Here is a 21,739-nt window from a genome sequence, read left to right as displayed (position 1 = left end):
GATGCCGAAGCCGCCACCTGGCCTTTCAGGCTCCAGCGTGTCACGCCCGGAGCGAAGCCACCTTCCACCGCTGAATCGGCCTCGCCAGATGGGCTGAAACGCCATCTGGAGTATGCCGCCGAAAACAAGCAGCACACCAAGCCATATGAGGGTCATGCTCACCTCCTCTACCCGTGAACGCCGATAGAGCTGCGCCGAAACTTTGGTCCATTCAGCGTCTATCCGCGGCTCTCGAAATCAGACCGACCTTGAAAGCCGCCGGACGCACCAGTGCGCCGCACGCAAGGCTGGGGATCGCCCTCACTGAAGCTCAGGCTACCTCCAAGCATCCCGCTTAGTCTTCGTCCGGCTCGCGCACGACCGGCGATTCGTCGGTTTCCTCATCCTCTTCGTCCTCATCCTCTTCGTCGTCATCTTCTTCGTCGTCATCAGGATCTCGAGGCGGCATCGCGTTGCTCATAACCGCGAAGACATGCCAGTCGATCCTGGCGGGAACCAGCTCGGGGAGTAGGGTCATGTTGTTGCTCCTCGGATGTGAGCCCTGGGGCACTTTACCCCTTTTTCGGCGAGGCAGGTGACCGAGATGGTCCGCGTGCGAGCCAGAGCTTCCTTCCTTGGGGCATCTTTCTCGCGATCGGCGCGAGCCATAGCCGTTTTGTTCGAGCGTGAGCTTGCGCGCCAACCGGATCGTGCTGCCTCCCGGTCCGGGCAGACTGAAAAGAGACAGCCAATCGGACGCTTTTCCATCGATCCGCCATGAACGGACACGATGGCGCAGGCCCGGCAGTCCATTCGGAGCCAAGAGCCGCGTATCAGCGTCGAGATCCTGATGCTAGATTTCCTCGGTCATACCGAACAGGAGGACGACATGCCTGATAGCGTCTACAAGGTCATAGAACTGGTCGGTACCAGCAGCGACTCGTGGGAGAAGGCGGCCGCCAATGCGGTCGAGCAAGCTGCGAAATCTCTCCGGGATCTTCGCGTTGCAGAGGTCATCAAGCTCGATATGCAACTGGATGAGAACGGAAAAGTTGAGGCCTATCGCGCCAAGCTCAACGTATCGTTCAAGTTCGAGGGCTCCTGAGCCTCAGCACCTCGGCCTCCACTTGCGGGGCGAGGATGGCTCATTGGAAAAGGCGCGTTGCGCGGTCCGCCCAACCGGGCGCTGTGACCCATCCCGTAGTAGGCCCTAGTCCGACTAGGGCCGATGTGGTTTGATGCGTGCGGGCGTGTGGCGCGTGGTGGCCCCATGTACATGGTCATTCGCAAGTATACCAAGGTTCGTTCGGTCGCGGACGCTGCTCGTCGCGCCAAGAGCGGCGTCGGCGAGATCCTAAGGCAATCGCCCGGATTCAAATCTTACTCTGTGCTGGATGCGGGCGACGGTGCTGGTATCGCCGTGATGATATTTGACGACCGCGAAAGCGCCAATGCAGCAAATGCCAAGATACTGGCGTTTGTTCAAGCAAGTCTGCCTGACCTCGATCTTGGAGTTCCCGAAATCACAACCGGCGAGGTTTTGGTGCACATAGAGCCTAATGGGTCCTCGGGCATAAAGTAGCCGTAAACGCCGACAGTTGCGTGGGAGCGCCGCCCTCTTGCTGATGTCGTCGAATTTCGGACTCGCGCCTTGCAGCGAACCGAATGCGTCTCATTCATCCGCCCATGGTCATCGCACAGGGTGATCCCATGGGCGGTCCAATCGCGTACCGTCCGATTCTCAAGTGCGCTACCTGGTTGGGTAGCGGAATGGCCGCAGGAGAAGCCGATCATGACTGACGATCAGGTCAATCTCGTCGTTCAGCACCTTTGCGAGCAATTGCACCTTGCGCTCCGATTGAAGAACAGCGAGGCACATCCACCAAATGCCAAGGATATTGGATTTGATGCTGCCACTGTCAGAACTGTATTGCTGACCGGGTTGCGTTCGGCGGATGTCACGATCCGCCACGAGGCAGCCGGGACGAGCGAAGAGCCGCCCTGGTCCTGAACGCAAAACGAGCGACAGAAGCCCAGCGCCAATGTCTCAGTCGGGGTCAAGATGCGAAGAACTCGGGGTGAGCAGATCCAGTCCGCCATGCCGCACGGAGCGGACGTCAATCCGAGAGCGCGTCACTTCGCTGATGGGCCAACAAGCGACATCGCAGACTTGGCCTAATATGAAAGAGGCCGTCAACCGAAGCGCTCGCCCGTTACGGCGCGGAACAGACGCCAACGGTCGGGGACTCCCTTGAGCAGGTGAGTACCTTTCTCTTCGAAGGCCAATCCGGATCCTGCCACGAGATCGCGGACCGTTTGCGAGACCAGAACTTCACCCGGGGCAGCTAGCGCCGCTACACGCGCGCCAATATGTACAGCAATGCCGACAATGTCGTGAGCGACGAATTCGCATTCGCCGGTATGCAAACCGCAACGGATCTTCAGATCGAGCGGGCGCACCGCATCACGGATTGCGCTGGCGCAACGCACGGCGCGGGCCGGGCCGTCGAACGTGGCAAGAAACCCGTCGCCGGCGGTGTTGATTTCGCGCCCTCGATACTGGCCGAGCGCGCCCCGCGCTTTGGCATAGAACGCATCGAGCAGCACGTGCCAGGCGCCGTCGCCGAGTGCGGCGGCGCGTTCCGTCGATCCCGCAATGTCGACGAACAGCACAGTCGCAAGCACCCTGTCGGGCTCCGCTGTTTGCCGATGCCCGGTGACGAACTCTTCGACCTCGTCAAGAATTGCATCCTGATTGCCAACCCAGACCATATGGTCCTCGCCGTTGAGCTCAATCAGTTTGGCGCGCGGAATCCGCTGGCCCATGTAGCGGGCATGCTTTACGTCGATGACGCGGTCGTCGGTGCGATGCAAAATCAACGTCGGTACGCGCGTGACAGGCAGGATATCTCTGACATCGATGTCCCGGTTCATACGCATGATTGCAGATGCCGCGCCTGGGCTTGCCGAGGCCCTGAAGTAGGCAGCAATTTGCTCGACTGCGTGCTTGTTCCCGGCAACGCTGGGCGCCCACATCAGCAAACTCATTGCATCAGTCGTGCCCCAGTGGTGCTCTATGTCATCCAGGAAAGTGCTCCACTGCGCATCTGTCCATGCGAATGTATAGTCAGGCGCCCACGAGCGTCGTGCATAGGTGCCGTAAAGCACCAGAGCCGACGTGCGCTCGGGATAGGTCGCCGCATAGAGCAACGACATCGGACCGCCCTCTGATATTCCGAACAAGGTGGCCCGTCGGGAGCCGACCTGGTCCAACACTGCCTGCACGTCGTGCATCCGCTGTTCAAGCGTGAATATCTGGGAGCCGCGATCGGACATTCCGGTGCCGCGCTTATCGAACATGATGATCCGCGCAAACCTTGCAAGCCTGCAGAAAAAGGCGGTGCGCGCCGGCGATTGCCAGAGCGCCTCAAGATTGGAGACAAAACCCGGGACGAACAGCAGGTCGCGCGGACCGTCACCAATCACCTGATAGGCAATATGGACGTCGTCACTTTTAACATAGCGAGTGGCCGGGATGTCAGCCATGCTGGCCTACTGCGTGACAAAAACCGCGCGACGCGAGTGTCGCACCTCATTCCGCGTCAGGCCAGCGAAATTCAGTCGAAAATTGATGTGCTCGACCGCCGCACGGCCGGTAGGAAGCGATTGAGGGAATCGATGGTGACACCCAATCGGCCGCGACGTCTGCTTCGGGTCAAAAGCCGCGCCTCCAGCCGAACCAAACGATGTCCGCTCTACCTCTGTGGGGCGACATTCCAATGACCAGCGAGACCTTCGGCAAGGGGCAAAAGCGGACCTTGGCGGCGCCGAAGTGGCGTCTGCTTTATGATCGAGAGACAACGTCTCTTTAGCGCCAGATTGAGCGGATAGCTGCCACTTCAATTCGTCGTGGTCTTGCCGCCGCGCATGGACACGAGCTTTTCCTCACGAAATCGGAGAATAAACCATGCGGTCTCATCGAAACCGTCCGCGAGCTTTCCTTCGTGGTAATACACCATCTGAGCAGCTTCCGACTTCGACGGCGGTCCCAGCGCCTTGACTACCTCCAAACGCGACATACCCAAATGCAGCTTGCCGTCGAAGACGAGGGGCGCGAACTTTTCCGGGATGATGGCGCAATCTGCCGAGGTCTCGGTGTCTTTCTCGGTGAGCTCTTCCACGACCTCTGTGACAAGATGGTCCGGGCCGCCCATCTCTCCGCTGGACACGACCCATAATCGATGCTGCGCGCGCCTATAGCACAGCCAATAGATGCTACCTCCAGCGTCGCCCTGGTGTTGGACGGTCCCTTCGCCCACGGCTTCACGAACCGCGCCGAGCCGCGTCTCCTCGAAGCGGCCGGCGAATGCGCCTAGCGAAAAGCGGGTCGCCAATCTCTTCACGACTGTCGGCGGCACGCGCTCGAACGCATGTTCGCTGACTGGGGGCGGAGGTGTCTGCGCGGAGCAGTCGCCCGCGGGGATCGCGAAAAGGAGAAGCAGCAAGAAGAACGTCTTTCGACCATCAACTCCGAATTGCCTTACATTGAAGGTTGAGCGCTTCTGCATAGCTCGATTGCTCATCATTTTGGCTCAAAGCCTTCTTCACTCGCCCGATCGCTTCTGGGGCGTCGGGAGCGGCCAAAGATCGCCTATCGCTATTTCCCCGAACCCTCTTCGACCCTTGGTCGGGGTCACAATTCAAATGGTTCATACACGAACTCGGTCAGCTTCCGGCCGGGTCGCAAGCCGTCGATGGCGACCAAGCGGAACGACTTCCGCTTTGCCCTTGGAAGCTGCCATTCGCGAACACCCGTCCTCAAAAAAAACGCTCGTCGCAGCGCGCCCGTCGGGCAAAACAGCCGACCAATTCCGCTACGTCGCCCGTCAAGCCCCGTCCCCGCAAAATATTCCACTTTACCGAAATTCGGATTTGTCGTACAGACTGATCACCCTGGCCCGAGACGAGGGGCGGATCGCGATCGTCACGAACCGCGGGCTGGGCAGCGATGGACGCGACGGCGTCGGGCGCGATGGGCATTGCAGGGCGGCTTCAGCCGTGAGCAATGGCTTTCCGCGCGAACGACACGACGCTGACAGCGTCTTCGCATGGCTTCGGGGGCGAGCACACGCCACCCCTCGGATTCCCAGCGAGGACGTGCGCGGACGGAGAAGTCGTGTGGTCCCGACGCCCGGGGTCTGTGCGTCAAGTCTTGCGGTGATGTGGCGGCCGACCGGCGCGCGCATCGATCATCCGCAAGGCGACGGGGGCAATAGTGCAACGCTCCCCGAGGAGAGCACGAAGGACACCGTTAAAACCATTCGCGCAGGGAAGGCCGGGCGACCGGCATCACCTGTGGTCCACCCCGTGTGCATTTCTGTCGCGCACGGATCTCGGGTGCCAGCCGGCGCCCGGCCTTCCCTGCGCCCTTGTCATTTTCGAGGGCGTGCGAGAAGCAAGACTCGGGCGAGACGCGCCGCGAGAATGCGAACGTGCGCCTGCTGTTGGAAATGACCATTGACGTGACGGTGGCCTGACCTCACCCGCGGTGTCGTCGCCGGCTTGACCGGGCGACCCAGTATCTCAGAGGCAATCGTGACGGATAAAAGACGCCGCGGCGTACTGGATGCCCCGGTCAAGCCGAGGCATGACACCGGTGTTGTGACGCCCTGCGCCTCCCTCAATTCCGCTACCGCATCATCATCCGCGCGATCGCTTCGCCGATCACCACCGTGGTGAAATGGGTGTTGGCGCGGCAGTCGGACGGCATGATCGAGGCGTCGGCGACACGCAAGCCGGAGATGCCTTTCACGGCGCCATCAGGATTGACCACGCCGTCGGCATCCCCGGCGCCGCTCATGCGACAGCTGCCGGCGGCGTGCTGGATGTCGCCGGTCTCACGGCGCAGCACCGCATCGAGTTCGTGATCCGGCAGGGCAGCTGCCTGCGGCAGCGTCAGATCGGTGTCGGCGAGCCGGATCCAGTCCGCGATGCCTGAGAGCGCCGACTGCGACGTGATCACGGCGAGCCGTCTCACCGCATCCATCATGCGCAGCATGTCGCGGGGATCGGCCAGCATGTTCTCCTCGACCACGGGATCGATCGCGGGGTCGGTCGAGGCCAGTTTCAGCGTGCCGCGCGAATAGGCGTTGAACAGGCCCGCACCGATCGCCCCGGGATTGCCGATGCCGCGATGATTGAAGGCGATCAGGATCATGTCGCGCTTGCCGCCCTCGGCGAGACCCGAGGAATAGGTCACGCAGCAATTGGTGTGACGGGTGTCGGGGTCGGTGGGACGCAGTTCCTCGCGAAGCTGAATCGTGGTGCGAAACAGCGGGTGATCGAAGTAGTGGCGGCCGACCGGCAGGTCGCGCGCGACGCCAATTCCCATCGCCTTCAATTCCTCGGCCGGGCCGACGCCCGAGCGCAACAGGATCGCCGGACTGTGGATGGCGCCGGCGCACAGCACGATCTGCCGCGCGCTGATCTCGTGGGTGCCCTGCCCTTCGACATGAACACGGACTCCGGTTGCCCTTCCGTCGCTGATCAGGACGCGATCGACCAGCGCATGGCCGCGGATCTCCAGATTGGCGCGCCCGCGCGCCGGCTCGAGATAACCTTCATTGGTGCTGATGCGGCGGCTGTTGCGGCTGTTGATGGGATAGCAGGCAACGCCCTCGCCATCGGGGCCGTTGAGATCGGCGCACCAGGGATAGCCGCTCGCCAGCGCCGCATCGCGCAAGCCGCGATCGATCGGTCCCCAAGTCTCCGGCGGCGCGCGATAGACCGGCAGCGGCCCGCCGCGGCCGTGGCCCTCGGCATCGCCGAACTCCAGATCGTCCTCGATCACGGAGAATAGCGGCATCACCTCCCTGGCCGACCAGCCGGTGCAGCCATTGGCGGCCCATTCGTCGAACGCATCGGCAACGCCGCGGATCGCGATCTGGCCGTTCATCATCGAGGAGCCGCCGAGCCCCTTGCCGCGCCAGTAGAAGCGCGCCTCCTGCCCGGCAACGCGGCGCGACAACAGATCAGGCCACTGCCATTTCTCCTGGTACTCGCGCTTGTGGATGATCGGGATCGGATTCGGCGTCCGCACCTCCCAGGGCGCCTCATCGGCGCGCCAGTCGCGGCCGGCCTCAAGCAGCAGCACGCGCCGCGCAGGATCCTCGGACAGCCGTGCCGCAACAGCCGCGCCAGCGGAGCCGCCGCCGACAACAATGACATCGTACATCGCGTTAGGTCTCAACGGAGAATACCGGGATGGCTGATGATATCAGCAGGATGGCATTTGGACAGTGGCGCTTTCGCCGCGCGTCATTGCGAGGAGCGAAGCGACGAAGCAATCCAGACTGCCGCCGCGGAGAGATTCTGGATTGCACCCGCCTTCGCCAAAGGCTTCGGCGGACAAGTCGCTTCGCTCGCAATGGCGAAGGGGAGACAGATGTGTACCACACATTGACGAGTGCCCCGGACGCAGCGCAGCGCCCCCGGCGATGCGAAGCATCGTCCGGTGCGGTGCGTTGCAGAGCCGGGGCCCATGTCTCAGAGCAATCCGTGCAGCATGGGTCCCGGCTCTGCGCAGCAACGCCAAGAGCGTTGCAGCGCGTCCGGGACGCGAGCCCGCCCTACCCGATCCCCCGGCCGAACTTGTTCGACTTCGGGAAACCCTTCGGCGGCAGGCGGCCGGCGTCGGCGCGGGTGCCCTGCCACTCCGCCAGCTCCTTCATGGTCGCGGAGAACTCGCGGCCCGCGGAGTCCTTCCAGGTCAGGCCCGCCTTGGCCTCGAACACGGCAACGTCGGAGAGATCGCCGTCCTTGTACTTCTGCAGCCGCACGCCGCGGCCGCGCGCCATCTCCGGCACCTGGTCGAGCGGGAAGATCAGCATCTTGCGGTTCTCGCCGATGACCGCGACGGTGTCGCCCAGCACTTCGGTAACCACGCGCGCCTCGTTCGGCATGTCGACGTTGAGGACCTGCTTGCCCTTCTTGGTGGTGCCGACGCAATCGTCCTCGTTGACGACAAAGCCCTGGCCCTCACTGCTCGCGACCAGGAATTTGCGTCCGCCCTTGTTGACGAACAGCGCGACGGGCGCCGCCTCCTGCTCGAGGTCGATGAACAGGCGGATCGGTTCGCCGTGGCCGCGGCCGCCTGGCAGCTTCGCGACATCGAGCGAGTAGAACTTGCCGTTGGTGGCGAACAGCAGCAGCTTCGAGGTCGTCTCGGCGAAAAACGCAAAGCCGAGCTTGTCGTCCTGCTTGAAGGCGAGCCCCGAGAGATCCTCGACATGGCCCTTCATGGTGCGGATCCAACCCTTGTCGGAGACCACGACCGTCACCGGCTCGCGTTCGACGAGGGCCTCCTCCATCGCGGCCAGATCGTGCTCGGGCGCGTCGGCAAAAGTGGTGCGGCGCTTGCCGAGCGGCGTCTTCGGTCCGAACATGTCGCGGACCTTGCCGACCTGCTCGCCGACCTTCTTCCACTGCTCGGCTTCCGAGGCCAGCACCGCGTTGATGCCCTTGAGTTCGGCACGGAGGTTCTTGTCCTCGGTGCGGATCTCCATCTCCTCGAGCTTGCGCAAGGAGCGCAGGCGCATGTTGAGGATGGCTTCGGCCTGCACTTCGGTGAGCTTGAACTCCTTCATCAAGGCCGGCTTCGGCTCATCCTCGGTGCGGATGATCTTGATGACCTTGTCGATGTTCAGATAGGCGATCAGGAGGCCGCCGAGGACTTCCAGCCGGTGCTCGATCTGGGCCTTGCGGTAGTTGCTGCGGCGGATCAGGACATCGCGCAGATGGTCGAGCCATTCGCGCAGGCACTCCGCAAGACCCACCACCTTGGGCACGCGGCCCTTAATCAGCACGTTGAGGTTCAGCGGAATCTTGTTTTCGAGCTCGGTGAGACGGAACAGCGATTCCATCATCAGCGCGGGATCGACGTTCTTCGATTTCGGCTCGATGACGATGCGGACGTCTTCGGCCGATTCGTCCCTGATGTCGCCGACCAGCGGAAGCTTCTTCTGGTCGAGCAGCTCGGCGACCTTCTCGATCAGCCGCGACTTCTGCACCAGGAAGGGAATCTCGGTGACGACGACGACCCAGGCGCCTCGCGCGCCCTCCTCCTGCTCCCACCGCGCGCGAACGCGGAACGAGCCGCGACCGGTGGTGTAGGCTTCGGCGATGGCCTGCTTGGAATCGACGCAGATGCCGCCGGTCGGGAAATCGGGCCCCTTGACCCACCGCATCAGCGCCTTGGACTTGGCGTCGGGCTTCTCGATCAGATGCAGCGCGGCTTCGCAAAGCTCGGCCGCGTTGTGCGGCGGGATCGAGGTCGCCATGCCGACCGCGATTCCCTGCGCGCCGTTGGCGAGCAGGTTCGGGAAGCCGCCGGGCAGCACGACCGGCTCCTTCGACTGGCCGTCGTAATTGGCGCGGAACTCGACGCCGTCCTCATCGATGCCGTCGAGCAGAAGCCGCGCGACGTCGGTCATGCGCGCTTCGGTGTAGCGGTAGGCGGCTGGGTTATCGCCGTCGATATTGCCGAAATTGCCCTGGCCGTCGACCAGCGGATAGCGCGAGGAGAAGTCCTGCGCGAGGCGGACCATGGCGTCGTAGATCGCCTGGTCGCCATGCGGATGGAACGAGCCCATCACGTCGCCGACGATTTTTGCGGATTTCTTGAAGGCCGTGCCGGGGTCGAGCCTGAGCAGGCGCATGCCGTAGAGGATACGACGGTGAACCGGCTTCAGGCCGTCGCGCGCGTCGGGCAGCGCGCGGTGCATGATGGTGGAGAGCGCATAGGCGAGATAACGCTCCTCGAGCGCTTCACGCAGCGGCACCTCGTGAATTTCGGCCGGTTCTTCCGGCGGAACGATTCGTTTTCCCATGCCGCCCGGTTAAACCGTGGAAGCGAATCGGGCAAGGATGGATTGGTTCCCTGTGGGCGGCTAATGCCCGGCCCAGCCGGCTGTCACGGTCTGGGTCTGGGTCCCACCAGGCGTTTGGGCCGGCGCCGGCACATTGGTCAGGCACCGCCGGGCGGCCTCGATTTCAGCCTCCGTCGCTCCCTTCGACCGCGCCCATGTCTCTGCGGCCGCAGCAGAATATTTCGCCACATAATACCGGACGACCGTACAGGACGCCCGGCGAAACACGCCGGGCTGCGGCTCGCCGGCCATTGCATCAGGCGCAAACGCAAGCAGCGCCGCGGACAAGGCGAATCCTCTGATCAACATTTAGGCTGTCCCCGCTATGGAACCTGAGGAAGCGAACTCAACCATCCCTAGTTCGTTCCCCGGAACTCCATGCCCGGAGGCAAAGCAGAGTCCCGCTCGGCTCATGGCGCGGGAATTGCCGCCTTCGCCTGCTGCCGGATCAAGGCGTTGATGAAGCCCGCGCGCGCGTCGGAATGGCCCAGTCCACGCGGCTCCAGCACATGGCGGAGCAGGAACAGGCCGGTGAGCCGAAAGCCGTCCTGGAGATCCTGCTCGGTGAGGTCGCTTGCGGTCTCGCCCTGGCGCAGAAACGGCGGCAGGCGCAACAAGCGGTCGCGCCAGGGCTCGCCCGCGCCGCGCGACACCGCGCCGCCGGATTTCGGCGAGACATAGATCAGGTCCGTGGTCTCGCCTGTGACCGCACAGTTTTCCAGGGCCAGCCCGAAGCCGAGCTCGGCGAGCATCGCCAGCTCGAAATGGATGAGGTGCACGGCCGCACCACCGATATCCTCGAAATCGTCGAGCGAATGTTCGAGCAGCGCAAAGATCTCCTCATGCGGATCGCGCTCCGGCAGGAGGCGCGCAATCGAGGCGAGATGGGTGACGCCGTAGACGCCGTGGGATGATCCGAGCAACGTGGCCGCACGCAGCTTCAGCCCTTCGATGGCGTAGGTGCCGAGATGCTCGTCGAGCCGAGCCCGCCACACCGCGCTGACGCTGTTCCCCGGCTGCAGCAAGGGCCGCATCCGCGAGCCGGCGCCGCCGCGGACGAGGCCGAGATGACGACCGTGCCCGCGGGTCAGGAGCTCGACGATGGCGCTGGATTCGCCATGCCGCCGCACGCCCAGCACGATGCCTTCGTCGGTCCATTCCATGGGAGGAATCTTACCGCATTTCGAGCTGTCGTAGGGTGGGCAAAGCGAAGCGTGCCCACCAATTTGATCCACCCGATGCAAATTGATTGTGGTGGGCACGGCGCGCAAGGGCGCGCCTTTGCCCACCCTACGGCACCGCGCGAAAACCTCACGCGTTGAACCAGCCTTGCGCGTCGCCGCTGAAGGAGAAATACAGGCCTGCCGTCGTCAGCGCGCAAGAGACGATCTCGATGGCGCTGTCGAGCTCCATTCCCTTCTCCCCGATGATCTGGCCGAGCGAGATCACCGACAGCACGAGCGCCGCCGCCAGCACCCAGCGCGGCCAGTTCTTGCGCCAATGCGCAGCTAACCAGACGAAGTAGACCAGGAGCAGGATCATGCCGCCGGCGAGCAAGGTCCCCGTCATGATCATCTGCTCGGTCACCTCGGCACTGGGCGTGCGGTCCTGGACCGCAACGGACAAGGCGTCCAGCATCAACGATGCATAGAGCAGCGCTTCGAAGCGCCGGACATTGCTGGGCACGCTCATCGGATACCGATCTTTTCTTGGTTATTCTCTCGGAAAGTCCAGGCCCATCTCGCGGTAGCGATCGGGGTCGTCGCCCCAGTTCTCGCGCACTTTGACGAACAGGAACAGGTGGACCGGCACGTCCAGGATCTGCATCAGCTCCTTGCGCGAGTCTGCGCCGATCGACTTGATGGTGGCGCCGCCCTTGCCGAGCACGATCTTGCGCTGGCTCTCGCGCTCGACGAAGATCGTCTGCTCGATCCGCACCGACTTGTCCTTGCGTTCCTCCCACTTGTCGGTCTCGACCGTGGACTGGTAGGGCAATTCCTGGTGCAGCTTCTGATAGATTTTCTCGCGCGTGATCTCGGCCGCCAGCTGCCGCATCGGCGCGTCCGACATCTGGTCCTCGGGGTAAAGGAACGGCCCCGCCGGCACCATCTCGGACAGCGTCTTGCGGAGGTCGTCGACGCCGTCGCCCGAGATCGCCGCGATCATGAAGGTCCGCGCGAACTTCATGCGCTCGTTGGCGGCCTGCGCCAGCGCCAGCAGTTTCTCGCGCTGGACCAGATCGACCTTGTTGATGACGAGGATCTTCTCGTGATTGACGCTGGCCGCCTTGGTGAGGATCGCCTCCGCCTCCTCGTCGATCCCGGTCTTGGCGTCGAGCAGCACGCAGACGAGATCGGCGTCATGCGCCCCGCTCCAGGCGGTCGAAACCATGGCGCGGTCGAGCCGGCGCTTGGGCAGGAAGATGCCGGGCGTGTCGACCAGAATGATCTGCGCGTTGTTCTCGATCACGATGCCGCGGATCAGCGCGCGCGTGGTCTGCACCTTGCGCGAGACGATCGTGACCTTGGCCCCGACCAGCGCGTTGACCAGCGTGGACTTGCCGACATTCGGCGCGCCGATCAGCGCAACGAAGCCGCAGCGCGTGGCAGTGGGCGCCTCGCCGCTTGTTTCAGCCGTCATTGCCGCCGCCAACGCCTTCACGTTCGATCATCACTGAAGCTGCTACTTTCTCTGCCGCGCGCTTGCTGCCGCCGATGCCCTCGGCCGGCGCGAGCCCCGGCAGGTCCACCGCGACGCGGAATTGCGGATCGTGGTGCGGGCCGGTGCGCTCGACCTCGCGGTAAACCGGCGTCGGCAGTCCCTTGCCCTGCGCCCATTCCTGCAGCACGGTCTTGGGATCGCGCAAGGGACGGCGCGGCTTGTGCATGCGTTCGGTCCAGTTGCGCTTGACGAACTCGGACGCCGCCGCGTACCCGCCGTCGAGGAAGACGGCGCCGATCACGGCCTCGCAGATGTCGCCGAGGATGGACTTGCGCAGGCGCGCGTCGGCGCTGGAGCCGACCGAGCCGAGCTTGATGTCGTCGAGCAGACCGAGCGACTTGGCGACGTCGGCGCAGCTTTCCTTGCGCACGAGTTCGGCAAGACGCTTGGACAGCTCGCCCTCATCGGCGTTCGGGAACGCGTGATAGAGCATGTCGGAGACGACCAGCCCGAGCACGTGGTCGCCGAGGAATTCCAGGCGCTGATAGCTGTCGCCCCGCTTGCGCCCGGACTTCAGCGCCGAGACATGCGTGATCGCCTGCATCAGCATATTCGGGTCGGCGAAGCTATGGCCGATGCGCGCCTCGAGCGCCGCGTTGGCATCGGTGCCCTTAGCCTTGCTGCTCCGTGTCCGCTTCTTCTTTGCAGGCGTCTTCGCTGCAGCTTCGCTCTCAGGAGCGGCTTGCGCCTCGGTCGGTTGGATCGCGATGTCCTTGGCTTCGTCTTTCATCGGACGATTTTGAAGAACCGATTCCAGCGCACCGCCCACGGCCAGCGCCAGAACATCCAGGCATGCTCGCCTTCGGCGATGGAGAAGAAGATCATCTGGGCGCGGCCGATCAGATTCTCCTGCGGCACATAGCCGACCTGGCCGAGGAAGCGGCTATCGGTGGAATTGTCGCGGTTGTCGCCCATCATGAAGAAATGGCCGGCTGGCACGGTGTAGACATTGGTGTTGTCCACATAGCCGTTATCGGCGCAATCGAGCGTCTCATAGGACACCCCGTTCGGCAGCGTTTCCTTCCAGCGCTTCACGCGGGAGATGCCGCCACCTTCCGAGCCGCAGGGCTCCTCGCCGACATATTCGCTCATGCGCTGCCGCTCGACCGGCGTGTCGTTGATGTAGAGCAGCCCGTCCCGCATCTGGATGCGGTCTCCGGGAAGGCCGATCACGCGCTTGATGTAATCGGTGGAATCGTCCTTCGGCAGGCGAAACACGACGATGTCGCCGCGGTTCGGATCCGAGCCCCAGATCCGCCCGGAGAACAGCGGCGGCGAGAACGGAATCGAATAGTGGCTGTAGCCGTAGGAATATTTCGAGACGAACAGATAGTCGCCGACCAGCAGCGTCGCCTTCATCGAGCCGGACGGGATGTTGAACGGCTGGAACAGGAAGGTGCGGATCACCAGCGCGATCAGGAGAGCGTGGATCACGACCCGGATCGTTTCACCGACGCCGCTCTCAGTTTTCGTTCCTGAAGTCACGCTCATTGCTCTCTCAATTCCGCCCGGCGATCACAGAGCGCCCTCCTCCCGCGAACGGCCCACCGGTTCGCGGCGCAAGGAGATTGTCCTGATTCTGATAGTGAGGGCCAATTCCGGCGTAAAGCCGAATTCGACCAAGCTGATTTTGTGTCCGCGGACTTTTAGACGGTTGTCGGAGGCCACGCAATCAAGGATCGCATCAAAACTGGATAAGATATTGATTTACAACACAAATCTCAAAATCGCCGGGCCCCCTCAGGGTTTCGGCAGCGGGACGGCGGAAATGATCACGAAGGCCTGCGCCAGCGGCCAGTCGTCGGTGATCGACAGGTCGATCCGCGCCTCGAACCCCTCCGGGGTCAGGGCCTGGAGCCGGGCCAGCGCCCCGCCGGTCAGCTGAATGGTCGGCCGCCCGCCCGGCAGGTTGACCACCCCCATGTCGCGCCACCAGACGCCGCGCCGGATCCCGGTGCCGAGCGCCTTGGAGCAGGCCTCCTTGGCGGCAAAGCGCTTGGCGTAGGTCGCCACCACCATCTTCTCGTTCTTGGCCCGCCGCTCCGCCTTGGCCCGCTCGGCCGCGGTGAAAATGCGATCGAGGAAGCGCTCGCCATGGCGCTCGATCACCTTGCCGACGCGGGTGATGTCGATCAGGTCGGAGCCGATGCCGATGATCATGCCCGGCTCCGGCCGCGGTCCATCGCCGCGCGCATGCAGCGCACCGTCTCGGCAAGACCGACGAACAGTGCCTCGCCGATCATGTAGTAGCCGATGTTGAGCTCCATGATCTCTGGAAGCGCGGCAATCGTCTCCGCCGTCGCATAGTCGAGCCCGTGCCCGGCATGAACCTCCAGCCCGGCGGCCTTCGCCAGCTTCACCCCCGCCACGATCCGCTGCCATTCGGCCTCGGCCTTGGCGGTGTGGCCGTCGACGACGGCATCGCACCAGGCGCCGGTGTGGATCTCGATCACCGGCGCGCGCAGCCGCGCCGCCATCTCGATCTGGGCGGGATCGGCGGCGATGAACAGGGAGACCCGAATGCCGGCATCGTTCAGCCGAGCGATGTAGGGCGCGAGCGCGTTGTGCTGGCCGACCACGTCCAGCCCGCCTTCGGTGGTCACCTCCTGCCGGCGCTCCGGCACCAGGCACACCGCGTGCGGCTTGGTGGCGAGCGAGATGCGCATCATGTCGTCGGTCGCTGCCATCTCGAAATTGAGCGGCTTGGAGATCTCGGCCTTCAGCCGCGCCATGTCCTCATCGCGGATGTGGCGGCGATCCTCGCGTAAATGGGCGGTGATGCCGTCGGCGCCGGCTTCGATGGCCATCAGCGCCGCGCGCACCGGATCGGGATGGCGGCCGCCGCGCGCGTTACGCACGGTTGCGACGTGATCGATATTGACGCCGAGGCGAAGCGGAATTGCGGGCATTTCAGAAACTCACGAAATCGGGGGGACGGACGGCTGCGGAAGACGTCTATCCATTAACACGTTCGACTTTGGCGACGACCGCCTTCGCGCGCAGCTGGGCCAGGATCGCGCTGAGGTGCTTCAGATCGTAGACTTCGAGATCGATCGTCGTCTCCGTGAAATCAGGCGAGCGGCGCTGCATGCTGATGTTGTCGATATTGCCGTCGTGCTCGGCGATCACGGTCGCGATCTGGGCAAGCGCACCGGGCTCGTTGACGTTCTCGACCTTGATGCGGGCGGGGAAGCGCTGCGGCGCGGAGTCCTCGATGTCCCAGCGGACGTCGAGCCAGCGCTCCGGCTCCTCCTCGAAATCCTTCAGGGCCGGCGCCTGGATCGGGTAGATCGTGATGCCCTCGCCCGGCGTGACGATGCCGACGATGCGATCGCCCGGCACGGCGCCGCCATTCGGTGCGAACTTGATCGGGAGGTCGGAATTGATGCCGCGGATCGGGATCGCGACCGGGCTGCGCGGCGGCTCCGACGACTTCTCCTTGAGCTTGGCGGCAAGCCCTTTCTTGACGCCGTAGCGCGCGATGCGCTCCTCCTTGTAGTCGGGGTACATCGCGCGCGCGACGTGGGAGGCCTTGATCTCGCCGCGGCCCACCGCCGCCATCACGTCCTCGATCGAGGTGCGCGCGAGCCGCGGCAGCGCGCCCTTGAGCTTGTCGTCGGCGTATTCGATCTTGGCGCGCTCGAACAGGCGTTCCACGATGCGCCGGCCGAGACCGGCATATTGATCGCGCACCGCAGTCCGCGTGGCACGGCGGATCGCGGCGCGCGCCTTGCCGGTGACCGCAAGCGTCTCCCAGGCCGATGGCGGCGCCGATTGCGCTTCCGAGGTCAGCACCTCGACCTCGTCGCCGTTCTGCAGCTCCGAGGACAGCGGCGCGAACTGGCCGTTGATCTTGCAGCCGACCGCGCTATTGCCGACGTCGGTGTGCACGGCATAGGCGAAGTCGATCACGTTGGCGTGGCGCGGCAGCGCGATCAGCTTGCCCTTCGGGGTGAAGCAGAACACCTGGTCGTGGAACAGTTCGAGCTTGGTGTGCTCGAGGAATTCCTCCGGGTTGGCACTCTCCGAGAGGATGCCGATGGTGTGGCGCAGCCAGGCGAACGCATTGGACTCGCGCTTGAGGAATTCGGTCGGCGAGCCGACGCCCTCCTTGTAGAAGACATGCGCGGCGATGCCCCGCTCGGCGATCTGGTCCATCGCCTCCGTGCGGATCTGCAGCTCGACGCGCTGGTTGCCGGGGCCGATCACCGTGGTGTGGATCGAGCGGTAGTCGTTCTGCTTCGGCGTCGAGATGTAGTCCTTGAAGCGTCCCGGCACGACCGGCCAGGTGGTGTGGACGATGCCGAGCGCGCGATAGCAGGCCTCGATGTCGTTGACGACGAGGCGGAAGCCGAAGATGTCGGACAATTGCTCGAAGCCGACCGACTTGCGCTCCATCTTGGTCCAGATCGAGAACGGCTTCTTGCGGCGGCCATAGACCCGCGCCCCTAAGCCCCGGTGGCGCAGATTGTTGGAGAGCTGGTCCTCGATCTCGCCGATCAGGTTGCGGTTGCGCTCGGCGAGCGCGTCGAGCCGCTGCATCACCACCGAATAGGCCTCGGGATCGAGGGTGCGGAAGGACAGATCCTCCAGCTCCTCGCGCATTTCCTGCATGCCCATGCGGCCCGCCAGCGGCGCATAGATGTCGAGCGTCTCTTCGGCAATGCGCCGGCGCGACTCCGTCGGCACGAAATCCAGCGTGCGCATGTTGTGCAGGCGGTCGGCGAGCTTGACCAGGAGCACGCGGACATCGTCAGCAATGGCCAGCAACAATTTGCGCAGATTCTCGGCCTGCTTGGCCTCGCGCGACACCAGCTCGAGCCGCTTCAGCTTGGTCAGGCCCTCGACCAGCGCGCCGATCTCCGGCCCGAATATCTGGTCGATCTCGGCCCGCGTCGCTTCGGTGTCCTCGATGGTGTCGTGGAGCAGCGCGGCCACGATGGTGGCGTCGTCGAGCTTGAGGTCGGTGAGAATCGCTGCCACTTCGAGCGGGTGCGAGAAATACGGATCGCCCGAGGCGCGGGTCTGCGAGCCGTGCGCCTTCATGGCGTAGACATAGGCGCGGTTCAGCAAGTCTTCGTTGGTGTTGGGATTGTAGGACCTGACGCGCTCGACGAGGTCATATTGACGCATCATGCGCGCACGCGGCTTGGCCGGGCGCGCGACCGGCGCAGTCGGGGCCACGGCAACCGATTCGGTTGCGGCCTGCATCTGCGTGGATCTGCGGCGCCGATATACCATCCCGTCCTGCCTTCAAACGAGCCCGAGCCGGCCCGCTGTATACATCTTAGCTCCGATCGCGCTTGTGTCCGATCAATTCAGTGACAGGACGCATCGCCAAGTACAACGCATGGTAACCACGAAAACGTCAACAAAAGCAAAGGCCCGAACACCGGTTCGGGCCTTTGATAAAATCACAAGACATCGACGATCGCGACGGACGATTTACTCGTCTTCCTCGGGCTGCTCCTCGGGCGGCGCAAGGCCTTCGAGTCCCTTCAGGAGCTCCTCTTCGGTCATGCGCTCGACGGCGACTTCGGTATCGTCCGCATCGACGCTCGCGCCCGCGGAACCGATCAACGGCACCGTATCCGGCTCGGGCTCGTCGACCTCGACGAACTTCTGGAGCGAGTGCACCAGCTCCTCGCGCAGGTCCTCGGGCGAAATGGTCGTGTCAGCAATTTCGCGCAAAGACACAACAGGGTTCTTGTCGTTATCGCGGTCAACCGTTAGTTGTGAACCGGACGAAATCATGCGGGCACGGTGGGCGGCCAGCAGGACCAGGTCAAACCGGTTGTCGACCTTGTCGATACAATCTTCTACGGTGACGCGAGCCATGGACTGTCGCTCCGTTGTGGGTGGGACGAAATATGTGGATGATTGGGGCTAGTTATAGGGGCTGGGGCGGTTTCGCAAGGCCAATTTGTGATTTGGCCTCGCCAAACGGCTCTGCTACCCCCACATTGGGGCTGGGATGGGTGGTTACCCGGGCTGCCATCGATGGCGGCGCCGGGTGTATGGAAAGTCCGCCATAACTATACCTTGTTTGCCCCGACTTCTCCGGATTTGCGGTTTCGATGGGTTTTAGCGGCACTCTACAATTGCGCGGCCTCCTGCCGCCGCGCCAACAATAAACGATCAATCACGAACACTACGCGAGCAAACTGAATGTCACCTTCCTCTACCGACAAGATCGCGCTCTTCATCGACGGAGCCAATCTCTACGCGACGGCGAAAACTCTGGGCTTCGACATCGACTACAAGCGCCTGCTGAAGGAGTTTCAGAGCCGCGGCACGCTGCTTCGGGCGTTCTACTACACCGCCATCATCGAGGATCAGGAATACTCCTCGATCCGCCCGCTGATCGACTGGCTGGATTACAACGGCTACACCGTCGTCACCAAGGCGACCAAGGAGTTCATCGACGCCTCCGGCCGCCGCAAGGTCAAGGGCAATATGGACATCGAGCTCGCTGTGGACGCCATGGAGCTTGCCGAGCACATCGACCAGATGGTGCTGTTCTCCGGTGACGGCGACTTCCGCTCCCTGGTCGAGGCCGTGCAGCGCCGCGGCGTGCGGGTCACGGTGATCTCCACCATCGCCAGCCAGCCGCCGATGATCGCCGACGAGCTGCGCCGCCAGGCCGACGTCTTCACCGACCTCGTCGAGCTGCAATCCAAGCTCGGCCGCGATCCCTCCGAACGCCCCGCCCCGCGCGACCGCGGCGATCGCGAGGCCCGCCACCACGCCCCGCAATTCCTCCAGCGCGCAACCACCGTGGCGCCGAGGGGCGATGACGACTTCGAGGAGTGAGGCGGCCCGGTCAAGTCGCCAGGCTCCAACCGTCGTTCCCGACCGCAATTGTCCGCTCTGTCCGCGCCTGGTCGCCTTTCGCGAGGCGAACCGGGCGCGCGAGCCGTTGTGGCACAACGCGCCGGTCGCGCCCTTTGGCGACGTCAAGGCACGCCTGTTGATCGTCGGCCTCGCGCCGGGGATGCAGGGCGCCAACCGCACGGGACGGCCGTTCACCGGCGACTACGCCGGTGACCTGCTCTACGCCACGCTGCTCGAATATGGATTTGCCAAGGGCACCTATCAGGCGCGTCCCGACGACGGCCTGAAGCTGGTCGACTGCCGGATCGCCAATGCAGTGCATTGCGTTCCGCCGCAGAACAAACCGCTGCCGGTCGAGATCAACACCTGCCGCCAGTTCCTCGTCGCGAATCTCGAGACGATGCCGAAGCTGCGCGCGATCATCGCGCTCGGGCGGATTGCGCACGACAGCGTGCTCAAGCCGCTGAACCTGAAGGCCTCGCAGGCCCCCTTCGGCCACGGCGCCGTGCATCAGGCCGGCGCGTTCAGGCTCTACGACAGCTATCACTGCTCGCGCTACAACACGAATACCGGCGTGCTGACGCCGGACATGTTCCGGTCGGTGTTCGCGAAGGTGAAGGCCGATCTCGATTAGCGCCCGGGTTCAGGCTTTGGCCGGATTGGCCTTGAGCCAGTCCAGGACGTCGCCTGCGTTCCGGTCGGGCGGAAACACCGGGTAGAACACATGCGTGATCCTGGCGTCGTCGACGATCAGCGCAAGACGCTTGATCAGCGTCAGGCCCGCGACCTCCATCGTCGGCAGATTGAGCGCGCGCGTCAGCGCCAGCTTCTCGTCCGACAGCACGGGGAACGGCAGATGCAGCCGTGACGCCATCTCGGTCTGGTACGCGTTGCTCTGGGTCGAGAGGCCGAACACGTGGGAGGCGCCGGCGCCCTTCAGCTCGGCGAACAGATCGCGAAATGCGCAAGTCTGCGGCGTGCACCCGCGCGCGCCCGGGATCATGTCCCAATCGTCGACCAACGAAATCTTGCCGGGTTCGCCGGTGCGGGGATAAGCGAACACCACAGTCCGGCCACGCAGCGCCGACAGCGTCACCGAGGTGTCGTTGGTCGCGAGCAGGCCGATCGGCGGCAACGTCATGCCGGTCAGATGCGCGGCGGCGCCGTCGTCTTCGGGTGCGGGAATCTGGCTCCAATCGACCTCGAGCAGGTTCCGTTGGTTCATCTCGCTATCCCCTCGCCCGCATCAGGCGGCCCTTCTCCCGGCTCCAGTCGCGCTTCTTCTCGGTCTCGCGCTTGTCGTGGAGCTTCTTGCCCTTTGCAACCGCAAGCTGCAGTTTGGCGCGACCACGCTCGTTGAAATAGAGCTTGAGCGGGATCAGCGTCATGCCCTCACGGTCGACGGCGCCCATCAGCTTGTTGATCTGCCGGCGATGCAGCAGCAGCTTTCGCGGCCGCTTGGGCTCGTGATTGAAGCGGTTTCCTTGCAGATATTCGGGAATGGTGGCGTTGATCAGCCAGATCTCGCCGTCCTTGGAATCGGCATAGGACTCCGCGATCGTGCTCTTGCCGTTGCGGATCGACTTGACCTCGGTGCCGGTCAGCGCAATCCCCGCCTCGATCGTATCCTCGATCGCATAGTTGAAGCGGGCCTTGCGATTTTCCGCCATGACCTTGATCGGACGTTCGTTCTTTTCAGCCATGGCGACGAAACCTGAGCGCGATGCGCAGCGATGCTAACAGTTTGGATGAAGCGCGCGCGTCACTTCTTGAGGAGATCGCGGATCTCGGTCAGCAGCACGACCTCCGCCGACGGCTTCGGCGGCTCCGCGGGCTTGGTCTCTTCCTTCCGCTTCAGCGTGTTGATGGCGCGGATCACCAGGAACAGCACGAAGGCGACGATGATGAAGTTGATCGTCAGCGTCAGGAAGCTACCGTAAGCAAGTACGGCGCCTTGCTTTTTCGCATCCGCTAAGTTGGTGGCGGTCACCGCCTTCGACAAGGGGGCGAAGTAGTTCGAGAAGTCGAGGCCGCCCGTCGCTGCACCGATGATCGGCATGATGATGTCGCCGACCAGCGAGGTGACGATGGCGCCGAAGGCCGCACCGATGATGACGCCGACCGCGAGATCGACGACGTTGCCCTTCATGGCGAATTCGCGGAACTCCGTGAGCATCCGCCTGCCCTTCTCGTCGACGCTCATGAACGGCCCCCCCCGATTGGTCAACCCATCAGTTGATCAACCCAGCATGAACCATGGCACTGCGCACGGCAACGCG

General features: G+C 63.7%; 23 protein-coding genes. 5 read left to right on the top strand and 18 right to left on the bottom strand.

Going from position 1 to position 21,739, the window contains the following annotated elements:
* Nucleotides 1-334 precede the first annotated feature (334 nt).
* Nucleotides 335-517, bottom strand: coding sequence for a hypothetical protein (locus IC66_RS0136400; RefSeq protein WP_038950900.1), 183 nt, complete (start codon nucleotides 515-517; stop codon nucleotides 335-337).
* A gap of 252 nt (nucleotides 518-769) precedes the next feature.
* Between IC66_RS0136400 and IC66_RS0136395 the strand changes: the two genes are divergently transcribed.
* The 3 genes from IC66_RS0136395 to IC66_RS46695 all read left to right on the top strand — a co-directional run bounded on the left by IC66_RS0136395 (nucleotide 770) and on the right by IC66_RS46695 (nucleotide 1,990).
* Nucleotides 770-1,084, top strand: coding sequence for a dodecin family protein (locus IC66_RS0136395; RefSeq protein ID WP_271591059.1), 315 nt, complete (start codon nucleotides 770-772; stop codon nucleotides 1,082-1,084).
* 165 nt (nucleotides 1,085-1,249) lie between these two features.
* Nucleotides 1,250-1,561, top strand: coding sequence for a hypothetical protein (locus tag IC66_RS0136390; protein WP_028144259.1), 312 nt, complete (start codon nucleotides 1,250-1,252; stop codon nucleotides 1,559-1,561).
* A gap of 210 nt (nucleotides 1,562-1,771) precedes the next feature.
* Nucleotides 1,772-1,990: a hypothetical protein gene (locus IC66_RS46695; RefSeq protein ID WP_157158161.1), complete on the top strand. Its 219-nt coding sequence runs from the start codon at nucleotides 1,772-1,774 to the stop codon at nucleotides 1,988-1,990.
* Between the two features lie 182 nt (nucleotides 1,991-2,172).
* Here IC66_RS46695 and IC66_RS0136380 read toward each other — a convergent pair whose 3' ends face one another.
* The 14 genes from IC66_RS0136380 to rpoZ form a co-directional block, all read right to left on the bottom strand.
* Nucleotides 2,173-3,525, bottom strand: coding sequence for an adenylate/guanylate cyclase domain-containing protein (locus IC66_RS0136380; protein WP_028144258.1), 1,353 nt, complete (start codon nucleotides 3,523-3,525; stop codon nucleotides 2,173-2,175).
* Nucleotides 3,526-3,878: 353 nt separating this feature from the next.
* Nucleotides 3,879-4,565, bottom strand: a complete 687-nt coding sequence (locus tag IC66_RS0136375) for a hypothetical protein (RefSeq protein WP_143279313.1) — start codon at nucleotides 4,563-4,565, stop codon at nucleotides 3,879-3,881.
* Between the two features lie 1,103 nt (nucleotides 4,566-5,668).
* Entirely contained in the window at nucleotides 5,669-7,213 is a 1,545-nt protein-coding gene (locus IC66_RS0136365; RefSeq protein ID WP_038950898.1) for a GMC family oxidoreductase, read from the bottom strand.
* A 394-nt stretch (nucleotides 7,214-7,607) separates the two neighbouring features.
* A complete protein-coding gene (parC, locus tag IC66_RS0136360) occupies nucleotides 7,608-9,866 on the bottom strand; it encodes a DNA topoisomerase IV subunit A (protein WP_028144255.1) in 2,259 nt (752 codons plus the stop codon).
* A 60-nt stretch (nucleotides 9,867-9,926) separates the two neighbouring features.
* A complete protein-coding gene (locus tag IC66_RS0136355; RefSeq protein WP_028144254.1) occupies nucleotides 9,927-10,214 on the bottom strand; it encodes a hypothetical protein in 288 nt (95 codons plus the stop codon).
* A 101-nt stretch (nucleotides 10,215-10,315) separates the two neighbouring features.
* Nucleotides 10,316-11,068 carry a DNA repair protein RecO gene (gene recO / locus IC66_RS0136350; protein ID WP_028144253.1) on the bottom strand — a complete coding sequence of 251 codons (753 nt, stop codon included), beginning with the start codon at nucleotides 11,066-11,068 and terminating at the stop codon, nucleotides 10,316-10,318.
* 148 nt (nucleotides 11,069-11,216) lie between these two features.
* On the bottom strand, nucleotides 11,217-11,597 hold the full coding sequence (locus tag IC66_RS0136345) for a hypothetical protein (protein WP_028144377.1): 381 nt from the start codon (nucleotides 11,595-11,597) through the stop codon (nucleotides 11,217-11,219).
* A 21-nt stretch (nucleotides 11,598-11,618) separates the two neighbouring features.
* On the bottom strand, nucleotides 11,619-12,545 hold the full coding sequence (era, locus tag IC66_RS0136340) for a GTPase Era (RefSeq protein WP_028144378.1): 927 nt from the start codon (nucleotides 12,543-12,545) through the stop codon (nucleotides 11,619-11,621).
* A complete protein-coding gene (gene rnc / locus IC66_RS0136335) occupies nucleotides 12,535-13,356 on the bottom strand; it encodes a ribonuclease III (RefSeq protein WP_028144379.1) in 822 nt (273 codons plus the stop codon). The genes era and rnc overlap by 11 nt, the downstream gene beginning before the upstream one ends.
* Entirely contained in the window at nucleotides 13,353-14,117 is a 765-nt protein-coding gene (lepB, locus tag IC66_RS0136330) for a signal peptidase I (RefSeq protein ID WP_018320011.1), read from the bottom strand. Before lepB ends, rnc begins: the two co-directional genes overlap by 4 nt.
* A gap of 249 nt (nucleotides 14,118-14,366) precedes the next feature.
* Nucleotides 14,367-14,786, bottom strand: coding sequence for a holo-ACP synthase (gene acpS / locus IC66_RS0136325; protein ID WP_038950897.1), 420 nt, complete (start codon nucleotides 14,784-14,786; stop codon nucleotides 14,367-14,369).
* The gene (locus IC66_RS0136320) at nucleotides 14,783-15,535 is read right to left on the bottom strand and encodes a pyridoxine 5'-phosphate synthase (protein WP_038950896.1); all 753 of its coding nucleotides are present in this window, start codon (nucleotides 15,533-15,535) and stop codon (nucleotides 14,783-14,785) included. Before IC66_RS0136320 ends, acpS begins: the two co-directional genes overlap by 4 nt.
* A gap of 46 nt (nucleotides 15,536-15,581) precedes the next feature.
* Nucleotides 15,582-17,867: a RelA/SpoT family protein gene (locus tag IC66_RS0136315; protein WP_018320008.1), complete on the bottom strand. Its 2,286-nt coding sequence runs from the start codon at nucleotides 17,865-17,867 to the stop codon at nucleotides 15,582-15,584.
* Between the two features lie 204 nt (nucleotides 17,868-18,071).
* Nucleotides 18,072-18,464 carry a DNA-directed RNA polymerase subunit omega gene (rpoZ, locus tag IC66_RS0136310; protein WP_008133017.1) on the bottom strand — a complete coding sequence of 131 codons (393 nt, stop codon included), beginning with the start codon at nucleotides 18,462-18,464 and terminating at the stop codon, nucleotides 18,072-18,074.
* Between the two features lie 330 nt (nucleotides 18,465-18,794).
* Here rpoZ and IC66_RS0136305 point away from each other — a divergent pair, with 330 nt between their 5' ends.
* Both IC66_RS0136305 and IC66_RS0136300 read left to right on the top strand, forming a co-directional pair.
* Nucleotides 18,795-19,439: a LabA-like NYN domain-containing protein gene (locus tag IC66_RS0136305; protein ID WP_028144383.1), complete on the top strand. Its 645-nt coding sequence runs from the start codon at nucleotides 18,795-18,797 to the stop codon at nucleotides 19,437-19,439.
* Nucleotides 19,420-20,094: a uracil-DNA glycosylase gene (locus IC66_RS0136300; RefSeq protein WP_038950895.1), complete on the top strand. Its 675-nt coding sequence runs from the start codon at nucleotides 19,420-19,422 to the stop codon at nucleotides 20,092-20,094. The genes IC66_RS0136305 and IC66_RS0136300 overlap by 20 nt, the downstream gene beginning before the upstream one ends.
* 9 nt (nucleotides 20,095-20,103) lie before the next feature.
* Here IC66_RS0136300 and IC66_RS0136295 read toward each other — a convergent pair whose 3' ends face one another.
* The 3 genes from IC66_RS0136295 to mscL are packed head-to-tail and all read right to left on the bottom strand — an operon-like array spanning nucleotide 20,104 to nucleotide 21,636.
* The gene (locus IC66_RS0136295) at nucleotides 20,104-20,685 is read right to left on the bottom strand and encodes a peroxiredoxin (RefSeq protein ID WP_028144385.1); all 582 of its coding nucleotides are present in this window, start codon (nucleotides 20,683-20,685) and stop codon (nucleotides 20,104-20,106) included.
* A 4-nt stretch (nucleotides 20,686-20,689) separates the two neighbouring features.
* Nucleotides 20,690-21,163: an SsrA-binding protein SmpB gene (gene smpB / locus IC66_RS0136290; protein ID WP_018320004.1), complete on the bottom strand. Its 474-nt coding sequence runs from the start codon at nucleotides 21,161-21,163 to the stop codon at nucleotides 20,690-20,692.
* Between the two features lie 59 nt (nucleotides 21,164-21,222).
* Nucleotides 21,223-21,636 (bottom strand): large conductance mechanosensitive channel protein MscL, encoded by a 414-nt coding sequence (gene mscL, locus IC66_RS0136285; RefSeq protein WP_028144386.1) that lies wholly within the window; start codon nucleotides 21,634-21,636, stop codon nucleotides 21,223-21,225.
* Nucleotides 21,637-21,739 lie beyond the last annotated feature (103 nt).

Origin of the sequence: Bradyrhizobium genomosp. III (assembly GCF_000261705.1) — a bacterium.
GTDB lineage: Bacteria > Pseudomonadota > Alphaproteobacteria > Rhizobiales > Xanthobacteraceae > Bradyrhizobium > Bradyrhizobium ottawaense.
The sequence above is the reverse complement of the archived record's forward strand: the minus strand, read 5'-3'. Positions and strand labels throughout refer to the sequence as shown.

Coding starts and splice junctions, on each gene's coding strand:
- IC66_RS0136400 (WP_038950900.1), bottom strand. CDS start 517: ATGACCCTACTCCCCGAGCTGGTTCCCGCCAGGATCGACTGGCATGTC.
- IC66_RS0136395 (WP_271591059.1), top strand. CDS start 770: ATGGCGCAGGCCCGGCAGTCCATTCGGAGCCAAGAGCCGCGTATCAGC.
- IC66_RS0136390 (WP_028144259.1), top strand. CDS start 1,250: ATGTACATGGTCATTCGCAAGTATACCAAGGTTCGTTCGGTCGCGGAC.
- IC66_RS46695 (WP_157158161.1), top strand. CDS start 1,772: ATGACTGACGATCAGGTCAATCTCGTCGTTCAGCACCTTTGCGAGCAA.
- IC66_RS0136380 (WP_028144258.1), bottom strand. CDS start 3,525: ATGGCTGACATCCCGGCCACTCGCTATGTTAAAAGTGACGACGTCCAT.
- IC66_RS0136375 (WP_143279313.1), bottom strand. CDS start 4,565: ATGATGAGCAATCGAGCTATGCAGAAGCGCTCAACCTTCAATGTAAGG.
- IC66_RS0136365 (WP_038950898.1), bottom strand. CDS start 7,213: ATGTACGATGTCATTGTTGTCGGCGGCGGCTCCGCTGGCGCGGCTGTT.
- parC (WP_028144255.1), bottom strand. CDS start 9,866: ATGGGAAAACGAATCGTTCCGCCGGAAGAACCGGCCGAAATTCACGAG.
- IC66_RS0136355 (WP_028144254.1), bottom strand. CDS start 10,214: ATGTTGATCAGAGGATTCGCCTTGTCCGCGGCGCTGCTTGCGTTTGCG.
- recO (WP_028144253.1), bottom strand. CDS start 11,068: ATGGAATGGACCGACGAAGGCATCGTGCTGGGCGTGCGGCGGCATGGC.
- IC66_RS0136345 (WP_028144377.1), bottom strand. CDS start 11,597: ATGAGCGTGCCCAGCAATGTCCGGCGCTTCGAAGCGCTGCTCTATGCA.
- era (WP_028144378.1), bottom strand. CDS start 12,545: ATGACGGCTGAAACAAGCGGCGAGGCGCCCACTGCCACGCGCTGCGGC.
- rnc (WP_028144379.1), bottom strand. CDS start 13,356: ATGAAAGACGAAGCCAAGGACATCGCGATCCAACCGACCGAGGCGCAA.
- lepB (WP_018320011.1), bottom strand. CDS start 14,117: ATGAGCGTGACTTCAGGAACGAAAACTGAGAGCGGCGTCGGTGAAACG.
- acpS (WP_038950897.1), bottom strand. CDS start 14,786: ATGATCATCGGCATCGGCTCCGACCTGATCGACATCACCCGCGTCGGC.
- IC66_RS0136320 (WP_038950896.1), bottom strand. CDS start 15,535: ATGCCCGCAATTCCGCTTCGCCTCGGCGTCAATATCGATCACGTCGCA.
- IC66_RS0136315 (WP_018320008.1), bottom strand. CDS start 17,867: ATGGTATATCGGCGCCGCAGATCCACGCAGATGCAGGCCGCAACCGAA.
- rpoZ (WP_008133017.1), bottom strand. CDS start 18,464: ATGGCTCGCGTCACCGTAGAAGATTGTATCGACAAGGTCGACAACCGG.
- IC66_RS0136305 (WP_028144383.1), top strand. CDS start 18,795: ATGTCACCTTCCTCTACCGACAAGATCGCGCTCTTCATCGACGGAGCC.
- IC66_RS0136300 (WP_038950895.1), top strand. CDS start 19,420: ATGACGACTTCGAGGAGTGAGGCGGCCCGGTCAAGTCGCCAGGCTCCA.
- IC66_RS0136295 (WP_028144385.1), bottom strand. CDS start 20,685: ATGAACCAACGGAACCTGCTCGAGGTCGATTGGAGCCAGATTCCCGCA.
- smpB (WP_018320004.1), bottom strand. CDS start 21,163: ATGGCTGAAAAGAACGAACGTCCGATCAAGGTCATGGCGGAAAATCGC.
- mscL (WP_028144386.1), bottom strand. CDS start 21,636: ATGCTCACGGAGTTCCGCGAATTCGCCATGAAGGGCAACGTCGTCGAT.